Consider the following 21,358-nt stretch of genomic DNA (forward strand, 5'->3'; position numbering starts at 1 on the left):
CCATGCACGACTGGAGGGCCAACTGGCAGCACAGGGCGCGCACACCGGAGGAGGAGGACCGCCTGCGGCAGGAGTGGAGGGCCCGGTGGTCGCTGCCTGCCACGACCAGACCGGGCGGGAGCGGACCCTCCCAGCACGGCACCGAACCGTTCGGCGGCCGTGCGGGGCAGGGTTCCCCCGACCGGGCACAGACCTCCAGCGCCTCCGAGAGCCGGCCCGTCCCCCCGACGGAGACCGCACGGGAGGAACCGCGCTCTCCCGTCCCGACCGGGACGGATCCGGGAGCCGACGGCCGATCGCAGGACCGGGCGACCGCGCAACCGGCCCGGTCGGAACCCGGGGGGACCCCCGCCGCCCCGTCCCGGCCCCACGCCGGGAACCTGGGTGGCGAGGGCTTCCCCGCCCTGTCCCGGGAGCAGACGGTCGTCCCCCAGCAGGAGGGGGCCGCGCCCCCGGCCGAACAGGCGCCCCTGATCTCCGGCCCGGCGGCCGACCTGTTCGCGTTCTTCGCCCAGGAGCTGAACGGCCCCGCGGGCAAGGGGGACGGCGACTCCGCGCAGGGCACCACGCGCACACCCTCCGACGAGGAGACGACCGCGGAGCCCGCCCCTGTCATCGACGACGACCGGGTCCCGGAGGTGGTGGAACCCGAGACGCCCCCTGCGGAGCCCGAGTCCGTCCCGACCCGGCAACAGCGCGAGAACGAGGACCAGGGTGCGTCCGAGAACAAGGACGGCAACGAGAACAGCGAGGAGGACGCCGAGGACGCCCCTGGGGACAGGAGCGGACCCGGGGACGACGGCAGGGACGGAGGCCGGGACGAGGACGGGCCGGGCAGCAGCGGTGACCTCTCCAGCGGCGACCGGGGCGGCGACGGCCGCAGTGACGGCGACCGGTCCGGCAGCAACGGCGACCGGTCCGACGACAGGGGCGACTCCGGCGCCGGGCACGACCTTGAAGACGAGGGCGGAAGTTCGAACGGGGACGGCGGCCGCTCCACGCGCGCAGACGGCAGGGGCAGCCGAGACACCCGTGACGGCCGGGACCCGGGCCGGCGAGACGCGGACACCGACCCGGCTCCGGACCTGGACTCGAACCCGGACTCGGACGACAGACACGACGGCATGTCCCTGTACGGCCATCCCGACACGCCGGCATAGGACCGGACCTTCGTCAACGGCGCCGAGGACGGCCCCACCCCGGCCTGGTCGCCCGCCACCGGCGAGCAGCGTCCCGCCCCCGGCTCTGAGAAGCGCACGACGGGATTTCCCCCGGAGCACGCCCTGCCCCCGGGCCCGCTCCGGTCGGCGGCTCTTGGAGCGGCCCGCCGGGGGGAAGGACCTACAGCGTCCCCGACCCCCCGGACGGTCCCCGTGCGTGCTCGCCCCCTCCCCACCTGGCTCATCGGAGCCCTCGACCTCCTCGTCGCCGCGGCGATTCCCTTCCTCGTCCTGGCCGTGCTCTGCGCGAGCGCGTGGCTGGACGCCCACGGCCGGGGCTGGCCGGGCGACCTCCTGAGCCTCGTACTCGGTCTCGCGGGGTTCTGCGGCGGGTTCTTCTCGCTGATGCTCTACATGCGCTTCGACTGGATGCCGGAGTTCTTCTTCGCGGGCGCGGTCAGCTTCCTGCTGCTCGGGAGCGCCTCCGCGATCGCGGACCGGATCACCGAGGAGGCCCTGCTCGACCGGGGGATCGAGGTCACCTGCGCACTGCTCGCCGTGGAGTCCCGCACGATCACGACCACCACCCACCACGCGGACGGCACCACCTCGACCAGCACCCGCACCGTGTACGACCACACCCTGGACTGCCCGCCGGGCGGACCCGCGGAGATGACCCTGGGGCACAGCGCGGGACCGGAGGGGGAGTCGGCGGAGATCACCTACGACCCGCGCGGCCGCCTCGACCCCCTGCCCTCGGACTCCCTCCAGGCCGGACCCCCGTCCCCGCTGCCCTGGTGGCTCCTGTCGGCCGCCGCGGCCCTGCGGGTCGGCCACGTGGCGGTCTTCCTCGCCGTGTACCGCCGGTACTGACCGGGCCCGCCCGGGGGCGGGGCCGCGGGAGCCGGAGCGGATCCGCGCGCGCACACGCGGGAGGCGCCCCCGTCCGCCCGGGACGGACGGGGACGCCCGTGGGTGGAAGCCGCCGCACCGCTCCCCGGTGGCCTCGACACGGGGGAGGGGCGGCGGCTTCCGTGGGACGGGGACCGGACGTCCTGCCGACCCCCGCCCCGGTCTGCGGGGCCGGTGCGCCCTACCGGGGCACCCTCCTCACGAACGCGGTCAGGATCTGCTTGGCCGCGGCGCCGGTGATCGAGTTCCCGGAGGTCGCGTTGGACCCCTCGCTCCTCCTGCAGCCGAGGACCGCGTCGGCGGTCCTGGTGCCGTAGACGCCGTCGATAGTGCCGGGAGGGAACCCGGCGAAGGTGAGCAGTTCCTGGAGGTACTTCACGCGCTCACCGGTGTCGTTCAGCTTGAGTCCGACCATGTCGCTCTCCGTCTGTGCGTGCGGGCCCGTGGAGCCCCGCGGTGTGTTGTCGTCGACGCCGTCCGCGGTCCGGTCGCGGCCGGCGCCCGCGGGCAGGAGGCGGGGGACCTGCCGGGGCGGTGCCGTGGCCGGTTCCGGGGGCACACGGTCCCTGAACCGTTCGGGGTGCCGTCGGGCTGCGCGGGCGGACCGTGGCCCGGTTCGGGTCGGAGCGGCCGTGTCCGACTCGTCACACGGCGCCTCCGACCGCGCGCGAGTCCGTGGGCCATGGGGGCCTCCAAGGGAGGGAGAGGGGTGAGGGCCACCTCGCGTCGGGGCCGGTGACCTGGTGTGTTACTACCCCGCGCGGCGAAACGGCGCACAAGCGGGCCACCCGGTGGGGCGCACCGGGTGGCCCGGTGCCGGCCGAGGGAGCGCGCCCCCGGACCGTTCTCCCGGGGACCTCCTCCCGGCTGGCCGGGTCTGCCCGGGGTCGGCGCCCCGCCACCGGTCCGCAACCCCGCGGGAAAGAACACGACAAGGAACGTCCAGGAATGCACACTCACGGCCTTCCCGTGCGTACCGGCACGAGTGCGGGGTACGCGCGTCCCAACGCATGACCAGCCGATCCGAGGAGGTTGTGGTGATGCACCCGCAGGATGGGTCCGGCGGACCCGACAGCGGTGGCGGCCAGAAGGCCGACACGGCTCGCGCGGCGGCGGGCGAGGTCGCGTCCACCGCGAAGGAGCAGGCGCGTTCCCTCGCCGGAGAGGCCCGCGCGGAGACGGGGCACGTCGTCGGCGACGTGCAGGACCGCCTCCGGGAGGAGGCCGACAACCAGACACGGAAGGCCTCGGGCAATCTGCGGCAGTGGTCGCAGGAGCTGGGGTCCATGGCCGAGCACGGGGACGACGGGTCGCCCGTGGGGGACGTGGTCCGACAGGTCGCCGACGGCGGCCGCGGCGCCGCGGACTTCCTGGACGAGCGGGGCGTCGACGGCCTGCTGGACGAGGCCCGTGACTTCGCCCGGCGAAGGCCGGTGGCGTTCCTCGTGGGGGCCGCCGTGGCCGGGTTCGCGCTCGGTCGCGTCCTCAAGGTGTCCTCCTCGGTCTCCGGCCAGGGGGGACCCGGCGGAGGCGACGCCTCCGGTCGGGGGACGCCCGCGGTCGAAGGGCGCGGGGGGACCTCACTGCCGCGGCAGGGGGACCCGGTGGCGGGCGAGGCGGTCCCGCCGGCCGCGGCCTCGGAGGGGCCGGGCCGGGACCGGGGAAGCGGGGGAGGCTGACATGGCGACGGTTCCCAGGCCCTCACCGAGCACACGGGACCGGATCCGGCCGGAGCCGGTCCAGGACGACAGGTCCCTGTCCGAACTCGTCGGCGAGGTGACCACCGACCTCCAGACGCTGTTCCGCCAGGAGCTCGCCCTGGCCAAGGCCGAACTCCGCGAGGAGGCCGCCAAGGCGGGCAAGGCCGCCGGGCTCTTGAGCGGGGCGGGCTTCGCGGGCTACATGACGGTGGTGCTGCTCAGCCTCGCGGCCGTGTTCGGCCTCGCCGAACTCATCGGCCTGGGCTGGTCGGCCCTGGTGGTGGCGGTGCTGTGGGCGATCGCGGGCGCGGTCATGTTCTTCATGGGGCGCAGCCGGATGCGCGAGGTCTCGCCCCGGCCCGACCGCACCATCGAGACGTTGAAGGAGGATGCCCGATGGGCGAAACATCCGACCGGATAAGGCAGGACATCGAACGGACGCGCGCGGAGCTGACCGAGGACACGGACCGTCTGGTGAGCCGCGCCAACCCCAAGAACGCGATCGACCGGCGCACCCACCGGATGCGCCGCAGGGCCCACGACATGAAGGAGCGCGTCATGGGGTCGATGCCGTCCCCGGGATCCGGCGGGGACTCCGCCGGGGGCTCGATCCGGCAGAACGCCGACCAGATGGCCGGCGCGGTCAGGTCGGCTCCCCAACAGGCCCTCCAGCAGACCCAGGGCAACCCGCTCGCCGCGGGCCTCATCGCCTTCGGCGCCGGACTGCTGGCCGCCTCCCTCCTCTCCGAGAGCAGGGCGGAGCGGCAGGCGGCCCAGCAGGTCCAGGACCGTGCGGGCGGGATGATCGAGCCGGTCCAACAGGCCGTCTCCGAGTCCGTGGACCGGGTCAGGGAACAGGCCACCGAGTCGGCCCGCGGCGCCGGGGAGCACCTGAAGGAGAGCGCCTCGGAGAAGGCGCACGCCACCGGTGAGCAGGCCCAGCACGAGGCCAAGAGCGCCTCGGAGGAGATCCGCGGTTCCTAGACCGCGGGCCGTGTCCTCGCCGCGCTCCCACCCGGCCGGCCTCGGTGGCGGGCCGGGAGGGCACGGCCTCGGCTCCGGCGGACCCGCCGGAGCGGGAGAGGAAGGAAGTGGCCGATGGCCCGTCAGCGCGACGAGAAACCCGGCGGCGGACACCCTTCGGCGGGAGAGGCCTCGGCGCCGACCCGCATGTCGAAGTCCTCGTGGTGGGGCTCCCTGCGAAGGACGTTCCGCGAGTTCAGCGCGGACAACGTGACCGACCTGGCCGCCGGGCTGACCTACTACGCGATCCTGTCGCTCTTCCCGGCACTGCTGGTGCTGGTGTCCCTGCTCGGCCTCGCGGGGCCGGGAGCCACGCGGACGCTGACCGAGAACGCCTCGGCCGTCCTGCCCCAGGACGTCTCCGGCCTGGTGACGACCGCCATCGAGAACCTCCAGGGCAGCGCCGGCGTCGCCGGGCTGGTCGGCGTCATCAGCCTGGCGGTCGCCCTGTGGTCGGCCTCGGGCTACATCGCCGCCTTCATGCGGGCGTCCAACATCGTCTACGACGTCCCGGAGGGGCGGCCCGTCTGGAAGACGCTGCCCATCCGCGTCGGCGTCACCCTGCTGCTCGTGGTCCTGATGACCCTCACCGTGCTGGCCGTCGCGGCCTCGGGCGGGATCGCCGAGCGCATCGGACAGCTGCTCGGCCTGGGCCCCACGGCGGTGACGGTCTGGGGCATCGCGAAGTGGCCGGTGCTGCTGGTCGTCGTGGCCTTCATGATCGCCCTGCTGTACTGGGCCTCGCCCAACGCCAGGCGCGGCTTCCGCTGGGTCAGCCCGGGGAGCCTGCTCGCGGTGGTGATCTGGCTCCTCGCCTCGCTGGCGTTCGCCTTCTACGTCGCCAACTTCGCCTCCTACAGCAAGACCTACGGGAGCATGGCGGCCGTGGTGATCTTCCTCGTGTGGCTCTGGATCAGCAACATCGCGATCCTGCTGGGCGAGGAGTTCAACGCCGAGATCGAGCGCGGCCGGGCGGAGGAGGCGGGGCAGCCCCCGGGCGAGGAGCCCTACGTGGAGATGCGCGACCGGCCCAAGGCCAAGGGCGGCAAGCGGTCCGGGCACCGCGCGTGAGCTCGGCGGGCGCGCGTGTGCGGCCCCGGCCCGGGGGCGGCCCGTCCGCCCGCCTTCCCCGGCCGGAGCCGCAGGTCCGGCTCTTCCGGGTGTCGGGGTGGCTCCTCCCCGGCTTCCGTCCGCCCTCATTCGGATGTTATTATCATCTGGATGTTGTGAGTATGGGAATTTCGGGGTGCCGGAGCTCCGCCCGACCCCGACGCGGCGCCCCGCGCCCCGGGGGACGCGCGGGGACCGCCGTACCCCGGACGCGAAACGGTGGGGAGCACGGTCCGACGATGGCGACTCGGCACTTGTACGTGGTGCGGCACGGCGAGGCGGACCCCTTCGGGGAGCTGACCGACGCCGGGCGGCGGCAGTCGGAACTGCTCGGGGAGCGCCTGGCCCCCCTGCCGGTCGACGCCGTGTGGCACTCGCCCCTCGCCCGCGCGGAGCGCTCCGCCCGGATCATCGGCGGGCGCCTGGGCGGGGCCGCCGTGCGGGAGGCGGACGAACTGGTCGACCACGTCCCGTACGTGCCGGACGAGCCGCCCCCCGGGTGGGCCGGGTTCTTCGACGGGTACGACGCCGCGGAGGCCGCCTCGGGCAGGGAGCTCGCGGACGCCCTCGTCCGCAGGTTCGCCCGTCCCGCCGACACCGTGACCCACGAGGTCCTGGTCACCCACGCCTACCCGGCGGCCTGGCTGGTGCGGCACGCCCTCGACGCGCCGCCCGCGCGCTGGATCGGGCTGAACTGCGCGAACACGGCGCTCACCGTGATCGAGTACCGCGACGGCGCGGGATCCACGGTGCTGACGTACAACGACATGGGCCACCTCCCGCCCGAACTGCGCTGGACGGGGTTCGGGCCCGGCGTACGGCCCTGAGGGCCCGCCGCGGACGGGCGGGACCGGGACCGAGGCGGATCCCGGCGCCGGCGGCCGACCGGCTACGACGAAAGGGGCCGCTCCCGGCCACGGGGGTCCGGCCCGTCGTGGCCCAGTGCCGTCCGGATCCGGCCGAGCCACTCCTCGCCCAGCCTGCGCCCGTCCGGGAACCGGTCCTCCCGGTCCCAGCGCCACGCCGTGACCATCGCCAGCACGAGGATCCGGCACCGGCGCAACAGCTCGTGGTCGACGCCGGGGTAGTGCTCGCCGACCTCTTCGGGCGCATGGGCGAGGTCGAAGACGACGGGTCCGCGGCAGCACGTCTCCAGGTCGACGAACACCGGCCCGCTCCGCGTGGCGAGCACGTTGCCCGGGTGCGGCTCCCCGTGCAGCAGCTGCGCGGCGCCGCCGCGCTCGCCCACCACCCGCCCCAGGCCCCGCAGCGTGTCGCCGAGCAGGTCCCGGTCGGCGTCGGCCAGCGCCGGGGTGCGGTCGCGGTCGGCCACGAGCCGCCGGGCCTCTTCGACCCGGTCCGTGAAGTGCGGAGCCGGGACGTCGAGCCCGCGCATGCCGGCGTGCAGCCGCCCGAGCGCGGCGGCATAGTCGGCCGGCGGGACCTCGCGGGGCGCCACGGGCTCGTAGTAGGTCCAGAGCGTGACCACGAAGCCGTCGCGCTCGTACACACGCGGCTCCACCCGGGGGTCGAGCGCTGCCACGGGGCACCCGGAGCCGACGAGGCGCAGGGAGAGGTCGACCTCGAACTGCGCGACGTGGTCCGCCGCAGGCGCCACCCGGGCCAGGACGTCGCAGGGCAGCAGCCGCAGGGTGAGCTTGTTCGAGTCGTGGAGGACGATCGCGTCGTCCGTGGCCAGGCCGAGTGACGAGGCGACCGACACGGCCGCGGCCATCGCGTGCGAGATCTTCGACGCCTGCATCCCCGCCGGGCCCCTCTCCCTCGAGCGGCGCCGCACCTCTTCGCGCGGTGCGACCAGCGCACCCTACCAAGTTCCCGGCCGGGGGGCGGGGCGGTGCGGCGGCCCCGGCGGACCGCCCCGTGGGCCTCCCGGCCGCCGGCCCCGCCGCCGGACGGCGCGGACGGCCTCAGCCGCGGCGCCGGCCGCGCCCGAGCACGGCACGGGCGGCTTCGAGGCGGTCGGCCTCCTCGCGTCCGGAGCGGTCCCCCGACACGTCGTCGGCCCACGCGAGCAGCCGGTGGAGGTGCTCGTCGGCGGCAGTGGCGACGACGCGGGGACGCCCGAGGGCGACCTCGCCGCCCGTGCCGTCGACGGTGACGAGGCCGCCCTCGCCCAGCGTGCGTCCGCCGACCTCTATCCGGTCGGCTCCCACGGACAGGCCGGCGACCCCCACGACGGCGGGCTTGCCCATGGCGCGCGCGACGACCGCGGCGTGGCTGGCCGGACCCCCGCGGGCGGTGACGACCCCCGCGGCGGCGGCCAGGCCGCGCATGTCGTGCGGGGAGGTCTCCGGACGCACGAGGACCACCGGTCCGTCCGCGGCCATGCGCACCGCCGCCTCGGAGGTGGTGGCCACCCCGCCGACGGCGATCCCGGGACACGCGCCCAGCCCCCGGGCCAGCACGTCGGCCTCCCCGGCCGGGTCCAGCCGGGGCGTGCGCACGTGCCGCAGGTCGTGCGGCGAGACCCTGAGCAGCGCCTCGCGGCGTCCGATCACGCCCTCGTCCGCGAGTTCGGTGGCCACGCGCACGGCCGCGGCCCCGACGAACCGGCCCGGCCGGACCTGCAGCAGCCACAGTTCGCCGGACTGGAAGGTGAACTCGACGTAGCACGCGTCCCGGTAGTGCTCCTCGATCCGGCCCAGGGCGTCGAGCAGGCCCGCCCACACGGCCGGCTCCCGGTCGGCGAGTTCGCGCAGGGGCCGGGTCGCCGCCCTGCCGGAGACGACGTCATCGCCCTGGCGGCCGAACAGGACCTCGCCGAAGGGGGCGTTCCCACCGGTGTCGGGGTCGCGGCTGAACGCGACCCCGCTGCCGCTGCGCCCGTCGCGGTTGCCGAACACCATCGCCTGCACGACCACGGCGGTGCCCAGGTCGTGCGGGATGTCGTGCAGGTCGCGGTAGGTGCGTGCGCGCGGGGACTCCCAGGAGGAGAACACGGCCCCCACCGCCAGCTCCAGCTGCGCGGCCGCCTCGTCGGGGACCGGTCGGCCCAGGCGCCGCCCGATACGCTCCTGGAGCTCCGCGATCGCACCGGCGGTGTCGGCCTCCCCGTCGTCGGTGTCCCCCTGCGCGGGGGCTCCGCCGGGGGCGGTGCCGGCGCCGTCCGCGTCCGTGAGCGCGGAGGCGAGGGTGGACAGGAACCGCAGCCGCGAGCCCAGCGCGAACCGGGGGTCGCCCGTCTCGGCGGCCAGCCCGGCGGCGGCCCCGTCCGTGAGGCCGAGGTTGAGGACCGTGTCCATCATGCCGGGCATCGACACGCCGGCCCCGGAGCGCACGGACACCGCCAACGGCAGCCGCTGCCCGCCGAAGCGGCGCCCCGTGGCGGCTTCGAGGCCGCCCACGGCGGCCGCGAGCTCCCCGTCCAGGCCCTCGGGGAGGCGCCCGTCGCGCAGAAAGGCGCGGCATGCCTGCGTGGTGACGACGAACGCCGGGGGCACCCGCAGGCCGAGGCGGTGCAGGAGCACCAGGCCGTGCGCCTTGGCGCCCAGCGTCCGCGCCGTCCCCCGGGTCCCCGCAGAGAGGGGGCGCACCCACCTCATCGGGGGATCCCCAGGGTGGCGAGCAGGTCCTCGTGGAGCTCGGCCCACACGGTGTGGTAGGACGCGGTGGTGTCGGTCACGTGCTCCAGGGCTCCGGCCCGGGCGCGTTCGAGGGCCCCGGCGAGGCGGGTCCGGTAGCGGCCGAACCGGGGCAGCGCGGCGGCCAGGTCGGCGCAGACGGCGGCGGCCCGCCGGTCCAACCCGGCGAACGCGGCCAGGACGCGGGCGTCGTAGGACGGGTCGCCGTGGTCGTTGACGGTCATGACGCCGTCGACGGACCGCAGCTGCCAGGCCGTGCAGAGGTCGAGCAGTTCGGGGTTGAGCACGAGGAAGTCCTCGTAGGCCGCCGTCACGGCGGTGCGGGCGCCGGCCGCCTCCAGCTCCCCGGTGATCCGCTCGGCGTCCGCCGCGCGGCCGGCCTCCGTCAGGCTCCACCCGCCGAAGTCGCCGGCCGTGCGGGTCACCAGGCCGGCGACCGCCAGGTCGATCAGCTCGGACTCGGCCTCGGATGCGGCCAGGCCCGTGGTCGCGGCCACGCGGGAGGGTCCGGAGTGGCCGCCGCAGCGCAGGGCGTGCAGCACCAGCAGGTCGGCGCCGGTCATCGCGGGGCCGCTCATGTGCGGGCCCCCCGGGGCCGTGCGCCGCCGCTCCTCCGGCCGTGTCCCGCGGGCCGCGCCTTCGCCGCGCTCGTGCGGGAGGGCCCCCGCCGCCGTGCCCGATCCTGTCGGACCATCACCACCCCTTCCTCCGTGCCAACACCATCAGGATACTCACATAATCTGGATGCTGAGAACATCTCGATGTGGAGGGGTCGGGCCGCGAACCCCGGGCCGGGGCGCACTGACCCTCGCCCCGGCCCGCCCGGGGCATCCGCGGGTCCCGCGGTGAAACCCCCGACGCGACTCTCACCCGAATCACACCCGGGCCTCGAAACCGCAGCCCGGCCGGGGCAGCGGCCCGCGCTCTCAGGGTTCTCTCAGGGAACTCTCCGCGACTTCGCACACTCCTCGGGTTGTGTCCTCTTCCGTCGTCACACCGAGACGGAAGGAGCCGACATGACACGGACCCATGCCCCGCACACCGCCCGGGACGCCCCGGACCCGGCAGGCGGGGACGCGGGCGACCGGCTGAGGGCTCCGAGCAGGCTGCACGCCTTCAACCGGTACGAACTGAAGTACCTGCTGCCCGTGTCCCGGGCCGCAGACGTCCGCGCCGAACTCACGGCGCGCATGCTGCCCGACCGCAACGCCGGCGCCGACGGCTACGGCGTCTGGAGCCTGTACTACGACACCCGCGGCCTGCGCTTCTACCACGAGAAGATCGAAGGGCTCCGGTTCCGCCGCAAGCTCCGCATCCGCCGCTACGGCGAGGTCGGACCCGCCGGGAACGACACGCCGGTCTCGGTCGAGATCAAGCAGCGCGTGAACCGCGTGACCCAGAAGCGCCGCGTCCTCCTGCCCTACCGCCTGGCCCGGGACCTGTGCGACCGCAGGATCCGCGTGGAGCACCCCGGGGCGGACCAGGCGTTCGTCGACGAGGTCCTGGACCTGGTCCACCGCCTGGACCTGCGCCCCACCGCCATGACCGGATACCGGCGCGAGCCCTACGTGGGAGCCGGCGCCGACCTGGGGCTCCGCGTCACCCTCGACCACCGGGTCCGCGGACGCGACCGCGACTTCGACCTGCGGGCCGAGGCGGAGAGCCGCTACATCATCAGCCCGGACCACGTGGTGATGGAGGTCAAGGCCGACGACCGCGCCCCCTACTGGGTGACCGACATGGCGGCGCGGTTCGGCCTCCAGGTGCGGCGCATCTCCAAGTACTGCCAGAGCGTGGAGGTCTTCGGCATGGCTCCGCGCTCGGTCTTCCACGTGCCCGAGGAGGACGTGGCGGCCGAGTCCCGGCCCCCGGCACCGGCGGCAGGGGAGCCGTCCCCGGGTCAGCCCTCCGGGCCTTCGCGCCCCTCGCACGGTCCCGTCCGCACCCAGCACTGAGAGCACACACCATGGAACTCGACCTCGGCTTCACCGACCTGTCCGGCACCTTCAGCGTGATGGACGTCGTCCTCGCCCTGTCGCTGGCACTCGCCACCAGCCTCGTGGTCGCCTGGACCTACCGGGCCACGCACCGCAACATCTCCTACAGCCAGAGCTACGTGCACACCCTCATCATCCTCGGCATGCTCGTCGCCCTGATCATGCTGGTGGTGGGGTCCAACATCGCCCGAGCCTTCGCCCTGGTCGGCGCCCTGTCGGTGGTCCGCTTTCGCAACGCCGTCAAGGAGACCCGCGACGTCGGGTTCATCTTCCTGGTCATGGGCGTGGGCATGGCCTGCGGCACGCGCTTCTACACCCTCGCGGTGCTGGCGACCCTGATCATCTGCGCGGTCATCCTGCTCCTGCACCGCTTCAACCTGTTCGCGCTCAACGTGCAGCGCCAGGTCGTCAAGGTGCAGGTACCCGCGGACGGCGACGACTACGGGCCGGTGATCGACGACGTGCTCATCCGCTCCACCGACGAGTACGAGCTGATCAGCACCGAGACCGTGCGCGGCGGCTCCCTCCTGGAGACGGCCTACACGGCCCGCCTGAAGAAGGGCGTCAAGCCGGGCGACGTGGTCGCCCGCCTGCGCGAGGTCAACGCCGGGCAGAAGGCGACCGTCCTGACCGGCTACGACCAGACGGACATGTGACATGCGCGGCCTGAACGACGAGGGCGGGGAGAACCCGCCGCAGGAGGCGCGCCGGGGGAGGGCCGGACGCCTGCGGCACCGCGTCCCCGTCCGGTTGCGCCACCACTGGAGGGCGGCGGCCGTGGTCTGCGCGGCGCTGCTGTCCGTGGTCCTGGTCCTCGGCGAGGCCCGGATCCGGCCCTACACCACCTCCGAACCGGTCTCCGAGGACACCGTGACCGAGAACGTCGAGGGCGCCGGAGACCTCTTCGACGACGGCGCCCACACGATCGAGCTGGACTTCGACGAGGCCGAGTACGCCGACATGATGAGCGTCTTCCGGGAGGAGGGGGAGAAGCAGTTCATCAGGGCCGACATCGTCATCGACGGCACCGCGGTCGACGACGTCGGACTCCGGCTCAAGGGCAACTCCACCCTGATGGGCCTGCGCGGCGGCGGGGAAGCCGGGGACGGCGCCCCCGCGGAGGGCGCCGCCGACGGGGGGACGGAGGCCGAGCAGGAGGCCGCCGCCGCCCGGGAGACGGGGCCCGGCGGGGGAGGAGGGGCCGGCGGCGCCGCGGTCGCGCTCTCCGAGGACGAGCCGGAGAAGCTGCCCTGGCTCATCAGCTTCGACGAGTTCGCCTCCGGCCGGGCCTACCAGGGCAGCACCGAGGTCACCCTGCGCCCGGCGACCTCCACCTCGGACACGGCGCTGAACGAGGCGCTCGCCCTGGACCTGACCGCCGCCGACGGGCAGACCACGCAGGACCACACGTTCACCTCCGTCTCCGTCAACGGCGGGGAGGCGGTGCCCCGGCTCCTGCTGGACTCGCCCGACGCGGCCTGGGCCGGCGAACTCGGCGACGGGGTGCTGTACAAGGGGCGCGCGGGCGGGTCCTTCGACTACCTGGGGGGCGACCCCACCGACTACGAGGAGGCCTTCAAGCAGGTCAACGCGGAAGGGGCCTACGACCTGCAGCCGGTCATGGACCTCCTGGAGTTCGTCGGCGGGGCCGACGACGGGGAGTTCGCCCGGGAACTGGAGGAGCACCTGGACACGGAGGCCTTCGCCCGCTACCTGGCGCTGCAGGCCCTGATGTCCAACGGCGACGGGATGGACGGCCCGGGGAACAACTACTACCTCTGGTACGACACGCGGGACGCGCGCTTCACCGTGCTCTCGTGGGACCTGAACCTCTCCTTCGGCGGGATGGGAGGCGCGCCCGGGGGGACGGCGCCGGAGGGCGAGACCCCGCCCGAGGGCACGGAGGCACCGGAGGGCGCCGGGGAGCTGGAGGGCGGGGTCGCGCCCGAGGGGGCGGAGGCGCCCGGGGGCGGAGCCCCGCCCGGGGGCGCTCAGGCGCCCGAGGGCATGGAGGCGCCCGGGGCCGGCGGCATGCCCGGTGGAGCCGGGGCGGGCGGCAGCGGGACGCTCAAGGACCGCTTCCTGGAGAACGAGGGCTTCCGGCAGATGTACGAGGAGGCCTACTCCGAGCTCCACGCCTCCCTCGTGGAGGACGGCACCGCCTCCGAGCTGATGGAGTCCGCCGTCACGCGGGCCGGGGCGGCAGGGGACACCAGAGCCGCCGGGGCGGGCGAGGCCCTGGCCGAGCGGATCTCCGCCATCGCGGACACCCCCGGTGAGGGCGACGGGACGCGGGACGGGGGAGGGCCGCCCGCCGGTTGAGCCGGCCCCCGGAGCCCTCCGGCCGGGCGCACGCCGCCCGGCCGGAGGGCTCCTTCCGTGCGCGCACGGCGCGTTCGCGGGTCCCCGACCGCCCGGGTCTCCGCCCCGCGCGCCCTCCACCGCTGCGGACAGCGGTCCGGGCCGTACTCAGCCCAGGGGGAGGACCACGGAGAAGGCCGAACCCCGGCCCGGGGAGGACTCCGCCGTCAGGTAGCCGCCGTGGGCCGCGACGAAGGCCGCGCTGATCGCCAGGCCCAGCCCCGTGCCCGCCCCCGCCCGCGCCCGGTCCCCCCGGTGGAAGCGGTCGAACACGTGCGGCAGCTCCTCGGCGGGGATCCCCGGCCCCCGGTCCTCGACCGTGATGACGGCGACCTCTGCGACCCCCGGCAGCAGTGTCCCCGCGTGCGCGGGTCCTGGCGGCGGCGGGTACGGGGTCCGTGTCACCGACACCCGGACCGGAGTGCCCGCCGGCGTGTGGGTGAGCGCGTTGCCCACCAGGTTCTCCAGGACCTGCCGGATGCGCTTGCCGTCGCCCACCGCGTGCACGGGGGCGGCCACCAGCTCCACCGGGGTGCCCGGCGCCCGCGCCCGGGCGCCGAGCACGACCTGCTCGGCCATGTTCTCCAACTCCATGTCGGAGTGCTCCAGGGCCGGCGCCTCGTCGAAGCGGGACAGCGTCAGCAGGTCGTCCACCAGGCCGCCCATCCGCTGCGCCTCGTCCTCGATGCGCGACATCCAGCGGTCGGTGCGTTCGTCCTCGCCGATCAGCCCGCGCTCCCTGCTCTGGCGGTACAGCTCGGCGAACCCGCGGATGGAGGACAGGGGCGTCCGCAGCTCGTGGGAGGCGTCGGCCACGAAGCGCCGGGTCGTCCCGGCCGCGCGGTCCCGCTCCCGCAGGGCCCGTGACAGGTCCGCGAGCATGGTGTTCAGGGCGGTGGCCAGGCGCCCCGTCTCCGTCGCCGGATCCTGCCGGGGGATACGGCGGTCGAGGTCGCCCTCCATGATCGCCCGGGCCGTCGACTCGATCTCGCGCAGCGGACGCAGCTGGAGGCGCACGGTCGCCGCCACCGCGAGCGCCAGCGCGCACAGGACGGCCGCTCCCAGCGCGGACTCGATCAGGACCAGGCGGCGCAGCGTGCCGTCGATCCCCGACATGGACTGCGCGACGAGGAAGACACCGCCGTCGTCCCCGGCGGAGGTGAGCACGCGCCAGTCGCTCCCACCGGCGGTGTCGGGCAGGACGAACGCCTCCCCCTCCCGGGCCCGCAGCTCCGCCACCCCCACCGCGGAGGCGTCCGGCAGGCTGTCGTCGGCGTCGCTCTGGCCCACACGCTCCAACACCTCCCCGTCGGGGCCGATCGCCAGGGTCCTCAGGTCCGTGGGGAACGGCGGGGCCTGCGGGCCCCCGGGCGGGGGAGAACCCTCCCCGGGACCGCCACCCGCGAGGGAGTGGAGCCGGTGGTCGACCTCCTCGGTCAGCGACCGCTGGAGCAGGAGCGTCCCCGCCGCACCGAACACCACCAGGCACACGGTGCTCAGGCACAGCACCGCCAGGGTGAGCCTGCCGCCCAGCGTCCTGGGCCACGGGCGCAGACCGCTCATCCGCCCGCCCCGGCGGGCAGGCGCAGGCTGTACCCGATGCCCCGCACCGTGTGGATGAGCGGATCGCGGTCGGCATCGACCTTGCGCCGCAGGTAGCTGATGTAGGCCTCCACCACGCGGCTGTCGCTGTTCTCGCCGCCCCAGACCCGGTCCAGGATCTGCGGTTTGGTGACGACCTTGCCGGAATTGACCATCAGGTAGCGCAGGAGCGAGAACTCGGTGGGCGAGAGCCGGATCGGCGCCCCCGCGCGGCGCACCAGGTGCGCCTCCTCGTCCAGCTCCAGGTCCGCGTAGCGCAGGATGCCCGGGTCCTCGTCCTCCCTGGCCCCGGTCCGGCGCAGGATCGCGTTCAGCCGCAGGACGACCTCCTCCAGGCTGAACGGCTTGGTCACGTAGTCGTCGGCCCCCACGCGCAGGCCCGCGATCCTGTCCTGGACCGTGTCCCGCGCGGTGAGGAAGAGGACGGGAAGCCCGGGAACGACCCCCCGCAGGTCGCCGACCAGCTCCAGGCCGCTGCGCCCGGGCAGCGTCACGTCCAGCACGGCGATGTCGGGGGTGAACCCGTCCAGCGCGGCCAGCGCGGACCCGGCGTCGGCCGCGCCGCGGGCGGTGAAACCGCTGAGCTCCAGCGACGCCGTGAGGAGTTCGAGGATGTTGGGGTCGTCCTCCACGATGAGGGCCTTGGCCGGCGCTTCGCCGCCGGTGCCGGTGCCGCCGGAGAGTCCTTCACGCATACGGTGATCCTGCCCGATGAGACGGTGATGACGCCGGAGGCTACGGGACGCGGGCAAGGATTCGGTGAGAAACGGGACCCCGTCCGGCGGGGACCCCGGCGCCCCGGCGGCGCACATCGCCCGTAACGCACGCGCCGGCCCCGGCGCCCGCCCCCGACGCGCGGGCACGGGAGGAGCCGCCCGGTCCCCGCCCCGCTTCACGCGGACACCCTCCGGCGCGGACCGCCCGGGGGGCGTCGTGGAGGACGCGCACGGCCCCGCCGCGTTAGTCTCCGGGCATGGCCGACATTCCTGCGCGTCTGACCGTGGTAACACTCGGCGCCCGCGACATGCCCGGGCTCCGCCGGTTCTACCGGGCCCTGGGATGGGAGGAGGTGGAGTCCAGCGGCGACGGCTGGTCGGGCTTCCTCCTGGGCGGGGTGCTGCTGTCCCTGTACCCACTGGAGGACCTGGCCGCCGAGGCGGCGGCCGGGGCCCCCGCCCCGGCCGGGTGGTCCGGGTTCACCCTCGCCTGCAACGTGGACGGCCCCGAGCAGGTGGACGAGTCGTTCGCGGCTGCGGTCCGGGCCGGCGCCGCGGTCGTGGCCGAACCGGTGGAGCGCCCCTGGGGAGGGCGGTCCGCCTACGTCGCGGACCCCGAGGGCAACCGCTGGGAGATCGCCTGGGCGCCGGGCGCGGGGTTCGACGACCGGGGGGCGCTGACCTCCTTCGGAGCCTGACACCGGCCCGGGCGTCCGTCCCGGGCGGTGGGGCCCGTGGGTGCGGCCCGGCCCCTGGCATGTTCCGGGAGGCCGCGTACGTCCGCCGGCGGACGCGACCGGGGGCGGCCGCCCCCGGGAGACGTCAAATGCGCCTGTGGCGGGGGTTTTGAGGGGGTAAGGGCGCGGTCATGGTACGGTTATGAAAATCATTTCCATACAGTCTGTGTCACAGGACCGGAGGACCGTGACGTGACCGGAGCAAGGGAGCTACGGCGCAGGACGCCGGGACCCGCGGGCGCGCCCCCCGCCGCGAGAAGCCCCCGGGCGGTCGGCTGAGATGCCCAGGGTGTCCCAGTACGACGACGTCGTCCTCGGTGCGCTGGACCGGAGCACGCACTTCCGCAGCTGCCAGGAGATCCACGCCGCCCTCGGCGGGAGGCGTTCGAGCGGCCCCGGGCCGCCCAGCCTGTCCACCGTCTACCGCACCCTCCACCGGCTGGCCCAGGAGGGCGTCCTCGACACCCTCCACTCACCCGGGGGAGAGCGCCTCTACCGCCTGTGCAGGACCTCCTTTCGCCACCACCACCTGCTGTGCCGCGTCTGCGGCCGGGTGGAGGACGTCGCGCAGGCGGACGAACTGGCGGCGGTCGCCGACCGCGTGCGGCGCGACAGCGGGTTCGCGTCCCTGGACTACTCCTTCGAGCTCTCGGGCGTGTGCCCGCGCTGCGCCTAGCACCGCAGCGACAGGTCGCGCTGTCATGAACTCGCGTACTGCGTCCGTTCCGCGGGCCAGGACACGCCCCGTGCGAAGAACCCGTGCGGGCGGCCGGGGCGCGGTGGGCGGCCGGGAAGTGCTTCCGGACCGCGCACGGTGGGGTCCTCAGGGCGCCGGTCCGGGCCCACGGCGGCGCACCGCCGTGGGCGGACACGGACTCAGTCCCCGGGGGTCGGCGCGGGCGGTCCCGGACACGTCTGCGTGGTGGCCTGCCCGGTGGTGAAGAAGTCGACGGCCGCCGCGGCGCAGTCCAGGTCGGAGAGGGTTCCGTGCCCGTCGTCCTCCACACTCATGACCTCTCCGCCGACGGCCCGCCCCATGTCCAGGGCCCAGACGTGCGGGGTGACCATCTCGTCGACGTGGCCCACCAGCTGCAGGGGGCTGTCCCCGCGGCGCAGATCCGGTTTCACACCCTCCTCGGGCCACCCGACACAGGAGTGCTCGTAGAAGCCCAGGGTGCCCATGACGGGGTACCGCTCGGCCCGTTCCAACCGGTTCTGCCACACCTGGTCGAAGTCACGCGGGCTGTCGGAGTCGTTGCACAGCAGCGACACCTGCGCGAAGGCGTCGAAACCGCTGGGTTCGGCGTCCCAACCGGCGCCGGGGACGGGCCCGTTGCGAACCCCCCACTCGGGCACGCCTCCGTCGAGGAGCGTGGCGAGGGAGCGGGCGTTGGCGGGCCATTCACGTTCGGGGGTGGCCAGCAGGGCGGTCACGGTGCCGCCGTCGGCGACCGTCCCGTCGGGGCCGGTGCGGGGCTCTTCGGTCAGTTCTTCCCGTAGTCCGTACACCTCGTCCCGGATGCGGTCGGCCTCCGTGCCGAGGCCGTAGTGGCCGTCGTGCTCGGCCACCCAGTCGGTGAAGCGGTGGAACGCGGCCTGGGCCGCCATGGCCTGCCCCTCGTCCAACACGGTGACACTGGCCTCGGGCGACATCACCGAGTCCAGGAGCATGGCCTCGACCCGGTCGTCGTACATCGACCTGTAGGCGGCGCCGAGCAGGGTTCCCCAGGACACCCCGTAGTAACCGATCGTCTCCGCTCCCAGTGCCTCACGGATCAGATCCATGTCCCGGGCCACGTTCTCCGCGGTCAGCGAGGCCACCAGGTCGGGGTCGTGGGCATGACATTCGCGGTTGATCCGGCTCTGCTCCTCGGCGACGCGCCGTGCACTCTCCTCGTCACTCAGGCCGGGGTCGGGGTCGGCTCCCCCCATATCGCACTCCACGGCGTTGCTGTAGCCCACGCCGCGCGGATCGAAGCCCACGAGGTCGTGGCCCAGCGCCAGGTCCGCGGCCTCGCTGTCGAGGATGCGCCCGGGCATGGTCACGCCCTGATGCCCCGGGCCGCCGGGGTTGAACAGGATGGGATAGGCGTTCTCCCCGGTGGCGGGCACACGGGTCACCGCTATGTCGATCGTGCGCCCGTCGGGATCCCCGTGGTCCAGGGGCACCGGAACGGTGGCGCACAGGGTGCGGTCGTCGCTCTCGTCCCACCCCCGGGCGACCTCGGAGCACAGCCGCCACTCCGGTCCCGGGCCGGGGGCGGCCGAGGCGGGGGCGGCCGAGGCGGGGGCGGCCGAGGCGGTGAGCAACAGTCCGGAGGCTGCGGCCAGCGCGGCGCTTCGGGCAAGGGGCACGGGGGTTCTCCACTCACATGGCTCTGTACGGGGCCCGCCGTCCGCGGTCGAACGGCGGGAGTCCTCCGCAGGCTACTGTCGGCCGCTCCGTGTGCGCCTCCCCCCGTCGGAGGAGCCGACGGGCCTTCGAACCGACTTTCGTCGGGGGCGCCCCGGTCGGACACGCGCCGCCCGGCCGCCCGGACCCCGGTCAGGCCGGTCTCCCGCGCCGGGGCCACCACGGCCGCGACGCCCACACGCCCAGGGCGGCTCCGGCCAGGATCATCCCCGCCGTGAACAGCCACTCGCGCGACCCCTCGGGGCCGTACACGCGGGTGTCCGAGCCGACGTCGAAGGAGGGGGTGGCGGCGCCGGCGACACAGGAGGCCCGGTCGGCGCCGTGCAGGTAGACGTCCTCGCGCGCCGCCCCGCCGTCGCCGGGCAGGTGTGTGCCGTAGCAGGTGCAGGACTCGTGGCCGAGGTGGCTCACGCACTCCACCCGGGACGCGGTGAACGTGCCCGGCTCGCCGTCTGCCGAGGCAGCCCGCGCGACCCGCTCCACGCTGGTGGCCCCCAGCCAGACCAGGAGCACCGCGAGGAGGAGGATCACCACATCGAAGGGGCCCGGCCCCCTCCCGACCCGCCGCGTCACCGGACCGGGTCCCCCTCCCGCGCCGCGGCGCAGCCGCACGACATCGCCGCCGCCTCGTCCGGGCGCGGATGCGTGTGCAGGTACATCGCCACGACCATCGGCGCGAACACCAGGGCGTTGTACAGCAGGTGGAGCTCCACCCGGGGCACCACGAACTGGATGAGGCTCATCGGCGCGGCCCCTCCGCCCAGGTGCGACCCCGACAGGGCCTGGAGCAGCAGGAGCAGGTGTTCCAGGTGGTGCCACACCTGGATCCAGAGGGAGGCGAGCCACCAGGAGCGGGAGCGCCCGGAGAACCCCGGCAGGAGCAGGAACAGCCCGACCAGCATGATCAGGGCGTAGCCGTAGTGCATCCACTCGGAGGTGACCAGCCACGGAAAGGGGATGCCCAGCACGCCCCGCGCCTCCGGCACGGGCCAGTCCAGGACGTAGATCTGCGCGGCCTGGACCAGGTGTTCGGCCCAGTGGGCGACCACGACCGCCATGAACACCCACAGTGCCGTCCTGTGGCGGTCGCTGTTCACGGTGGCCAGCAGGCCGCCGCGGTGGCGCGTGGTCGGGTCCGGTCGGGCTGCCATGGGGACTCCTCGGGTGCGTGGTCGGACGGGGTGCGGGGCGGTCGCGGACGGTATGCCCGCGGGGCCGGGGGCGGGGTGCACCGCCCCCGGCGGGTGTCAGGCTCCCGGGGCCTCCGGCGGGGCGGTTCCCCGCGGGACCCGGTCGCGAGCGAAGGACAGCACGGCCGCGGTGAACGCGCGGGTGTCGCACAGGTCGGCCAGGACGGCGTCCGCCCCCGCGCGGGCCAGGGCGCCGGCGTCGGCCCGGCCGGTCGCCACGCCGAGCACGCGCGCGTGGCCGGCCGCCGCCACCGCGGCGTCGGCCGGGGAGTCCCCGACCAGGAGGGTCTCCCCGGCAGGGAACTCCCGCCCGGCGCGGAGCCCGGCCGCGTGCCGCGCCCGGAGGACCACCCCGGCCTTGGTCGCGGCGGTGTCGCCGTAGCCTCCGCACCCCCACTCCACGTGCCGGTCGAGGCCGAAGGCTGCCAGTTTGGCGCGGGCGACGGAGCGCAGGTTGCCGGTGGCGACCCCGACCCGGACCCCGGGCAGGGCCGCCGCCGCGGCCATGGCCTCCCGGGCCCCGGGCAGGACGCGCCCCTGGGCGCGAAGGCCCCCGGGGTCGCCCGCCACCAGGTCCCCGAACAGCTCCAGCGCGCGCCCGACCAGGGGGCCTCCGGGGTCGGCCCCGTTGAGCCGCAGGGTCTCGGCCATCGTGTGCGGTTCGGTTCTGCCCGCTCCCGACGGCGGCAGGACGGGGTCGGCCGTCCCCAGCAGCCGGGTCGCGACGGCCAGGTACGCGCGCCGGTCGAACCGGGTGGTCGTGACGAGCGTGTGGTCGATGTCCCAGAGGAGGAGCAGAGGCAAGGAAGGACCTCCAGTCGTCGTGCGGGCCGGT

At 74.8% G+C, this 21,358-nt stretch carries 21 protein-coding genes and 1 pseudogene; 12 read left to right on the forward strand and 10 right to left on the reverse strand.

The window, feature by feature from the left end; translation table 11 throughout:
• Nucleotides 1-1,160 (forward strand): annotated as a pseudogene (locus ACFQBR_RS02620) (hypothetical protein); the annotation flags it as partial.
• 213 nt (nt 1,161-1,373) lie between these two features.
• Nucleotides 1,374-2,033: a hypothetical protein gene (locus ACFQBR_RS02625; RefSeq protein WP_344181560.1), complete on the forward strand. Its 660-nt coding sequence runs from the start codon at nt 1,374-1,376 to the stop codon at nt 2,031-2,033.
• Nucleotides 2,034-2,253: 220 nt separating this feature from the next.
• Here ACFQBR_RS02625 and ACFQBR_RS02630 read toward each other — a convergent pair whose 3' ends face one another.
• Entirely contained in the window at nt 2,254-2,487 is a 234-nt protein-coding gene (locus ACFQBR_RS02630) for a peptidoglycan-binding domain-containing protein (RefSeq protein WP_344181558.1), read from the reverse strand.
• A gap of 625 nt (nt 2,488-3,112) precedes the next feature.
• Between ACFQBR_RS02630 and ACFQBR_RS02635 the strand changes: the two genes are divergently transcribed.
• The 5 genes from ACFQBR_RS02635 (at nt 3,113) to ACFQBR_RS02655 (ending at nt 6,732) form a co-directional block, all read left to right on the forward strand.
• Entirely contained in the window at nt 3,113-3,751 is a 639-nt protein-coding gene (locus ACFQBR_RS02635; protein WP_344181556.1) for a hypothetical protein, read from the forward strand.
• A 1-nt stretch (nt 3,752) separates the two neighbouring features.
• Complete coding sequence (locus tag ACFQBR_RS02640) at nt 3,753-4,193, forward strand: phage holin family protein (protein WP_344181554.1); 441 nt, start codon at nt 3,753-3,755, stop codon at nt 4,191-4,193.
• Complete coding sequence (locus tag ACFQBR_RS02645; protein ID WP_344181552.1) at nt 4,169-4,756, forward strand: DUF3618 domain-containing protein; 588 nt, start codon at nt 4,169-4,171, stop codon at nt 4,754-4,756. The genes ACFQBR_RS02640 and ACFQBR_RS02645 overlap by 25 nt, the downstream gene beginning before the upstream one ends.
• A 114-nt stretch (nt 4,757-4,870) precedes the next feature.
• Nucleotides 4,871-5,866 (forward strand): YihY/virulence factor BrkB family protein, encoded by a 996-nt coding sequence (locus tag ACFQBR_RS02650; RefSeq protein WP_378551934.1) that lies wholly within the window; start codon nt 4,871-4,873, stop codon nt 5,864-5,866.
• A gap of 278 nt (nt 5,867-6,144) precedes the next feature.
• Nucleotides 6,145-6,732: a histidine phosphatase family protein gene (locus tag ACFQBR_RS02655; protein WP_344181550.1), complete on the forward strand. Its 588-nt coding sequence runs from the start codon at nt 6,145-6,147 to the stop codon at nt 6,730-6,732.
• A 62-nt stretch (nt 6,733-6,794) separates the two neighbouring features.
• Here ACFQBR_RS02655 and ACFQBR_RS02660 read toward each other — a convergent pair whose 3' ends face one another.
• The 3 genes from ACFQBR_RS02660 to ACFQBR_RS02670 form a co-directional block, all read right to left on the reverse strand.
• On the reverse strand, nt 6,795-7,667 hold the full coding sequence (locus ACFQBR_RS02660) for a phosphotransferase enzyme family protein (protein ID WP_344181548.1): 873 nt from the start codon (nt 7,665-7,667) through the stop codon (nt 6,795-6,797).
• Between the two features lie 166 nt (nt 7,668-7,833).
• A complete protein-coding gene (locus tag ACFQBR_RS02665) occupies nt 7,834-9,468 on the reverse strand; it encodes a pyruvate, phosphate dikinase (protein ID WP_378551938.1) in 1,635 nt (544 codons plus the stop codon).
• On the reverse strand, nt 9,465-10,085 hold the full coding sequence (locus ACFQBR_RS02670; RefSeq protein ID WP_330161209.1) for a transcriptional regulator: 621 nt from the start codon (nt 10,083-10,085) through the stop codon (nt 9,465-9,467). The genes ACFQBR_RS02665 and ACFQBR_RS02670 overlap by 4 nt, the downstream gene beginning before the upstream one ends.
• Nucleotides 10,086-10,523: 438 nt before the next feature.
• Here ACFQBR_RS02670 and ACFQBR_RS02675 point away from each other — a divergent pair, with 438 nt between their 5' ends.
• Genes ACFQBR_RS02675 through ACFQBR_RS02685 form a run of 3 tightly spaced genes read left to right on the forward strand, consistent with a single transcriptional unit; the run spans nt 10,524 to nt 13,826 of the window.
• Entirely contained in the window at nt 10,524-11,462 is a 939-nt protein-coding gene (locus ACFQBR_RS02675) for a polyphosphate polymerase domain-containing protein (protein ID WP_344181546.1), read from the forward strand.
• 11 nt (nt 11,463-11,473) lie between these two features.
• The gene (locus ACFQBR_RS02680) at nt 11,474-12,160 is read left to right on the forward strand and encodes a DUF4956 domain-containing protein (RefSeq protein ID WP_344181545.1); all 687 of its coding nucleotides are present in this window, start codon (nt 11,474-11,476) and stop codon (nt 12,158-12,160) included.
• A 1-nt stretch (nt 12,161) separates the two neighbouring features.
• The gene (locus ACFQBR_RS02685) at nt 12,162-13,826 is read left to right on the forward strand and encodes a CotH kinase family protein (protein ID WP_344181544.1); all 1,665 of its coding nucleotides are present in this window, start codon (nt 12,162-12,164) and stop codon (nt 13,824-13,826) included.
• Between the two features lie 147 nt (nt 13,827-13,973).
• Here the strand turns inward: ACFQBR_RS02685 and ACFQBR_RS02690 are convergent, their stop codons facing one another.
• A complete protein-coding gene (locus ACFQBR_RS02690) occupies nt 13,974-15,428 on the reverse strand; it encodes a sensor histidine kinase (protein ID WP_344181543.1) in 1,455 nt (484 codons plus the stop codon).
• A complete protein-coding gene (locus ACFQBR_RS02695; protein ID WP_344181541.1) occupies nt 15,425-16,162 on the reverse strand; it encodes a response regulator transcription factor in 738 nt (245 codons plus the stop codon). The genes ACFQBR_RS02690 and ACFQBR_RS02695 overlap by 4 nt, the downstream gene beginning before the upstream one ends.
• Nucleotides 16,163-16,440: 278 nt before the next feature.
• Here ACFQBR_RS02695 and ACFQBR_RS02700 point away from each other — a divergent pair, with 278 nt between their 5' ends.
• Together ACFQBR_RS02700 and ACFQBR_RS02705 are read left to right on the forward strand one after the other, a co-directional pair.
• Nucleotides 16,441-16,881 (forward strand): VOC family protein, encoded by a 441-nt coding sequence (locus ACFQBR_RS02700; protein WP_344181540.1) that lies wholly within the window; start codon nt 16,441-16,443, stop codon nt 16,879-16,881.
• 319 nt (nt 16,882-17,200) lie between these two features.
• Nucleotides 17,201-17,596: a Fur family transcriptional regulator gene (locus ACFQBR_RS02705; RefSeq protein WP_344181538.1), complete on the forward strand. Its 396-nt coding sequence runs from the start codon at nt 17,201-17,203 to the stop codon at nt 17,594-17,596.
• Between the two features lie 200 nt (nt 17,597-17,796).
• On the opposite strand, the gene ACFQBR_RS02710 is transcribed toward ACFQBR_RS02705, so the two are convergent.
• The 4 genes from ACFQBR_RS02710 to ACFQBR_RS02725 all read right to left on the reverse strand — a co-directional run bounded on the left by ACFQBR_RS02710 (nt 17,797) and on the right by ACFQBR_RS02725 (nt 21,327).
• Nucleotides 17,797-19,275 carry an alpha/beta fold hydrolase gene (locus ACFQBR_RS02710; protein ID WP_344181536.1) on the reverse strand — a complete coding sequence of 493 codons (1,479 nt, stop codon included), beginning with the start codon at nt 19,273-19,275 and terminating at the stop codon, nt 17,797-17,799.
• Nucleotides 19,276-19,465: 190 nt separating this feature from the next.
• Nucleotides 19,466-19,864 carry a hypothetical protein gene (locus ACFQBR_RS02715; protein WP_378551944.1) on the reverse strand — a complete coding sequence of 133 codons (399 nt, stop codon included), beginning with the start codon at nt 19,862-19,864 and terminating at the stop codon, nt 19,466-19,468.
• Nucleotides 19,865-19,902: 38 nt separating this feature from the next.
• On the reverse strand, nt 19,903-20,484 hold the full coding sequence (locus ACFQBR_RS02720; protein ID WP_267944670.1) for a hypothetical protein: 582 nt from the start codon (nt 20,482-20,484) through the stop codon (nt 19,903-19,905).
• Between the two features lie 96 nt (nt 20,485-20,580).
• Entirely contained in the window at nt 20,581-21,327 is a 747-nt protein-coding gene (locus tag ACFQBR_RS02725) for an HAD family hydrolase (RefSeq protein ID WP_267944669.1), read from the reverse strand.
• Between the last annotated feature and the right edge of the window lie 31 nt (nt 21,328-21,358).

This window comes from Nocardiopsis tropica (assembly GCF_042660575.1).
Classification (GTDB): domain Bacteria; phylum Actinomycetota; class Actinomycetes; order Streptosporangiales; family Streptosporangiaceae; genus Nocardiopsis; species Nocardiopsis tropica.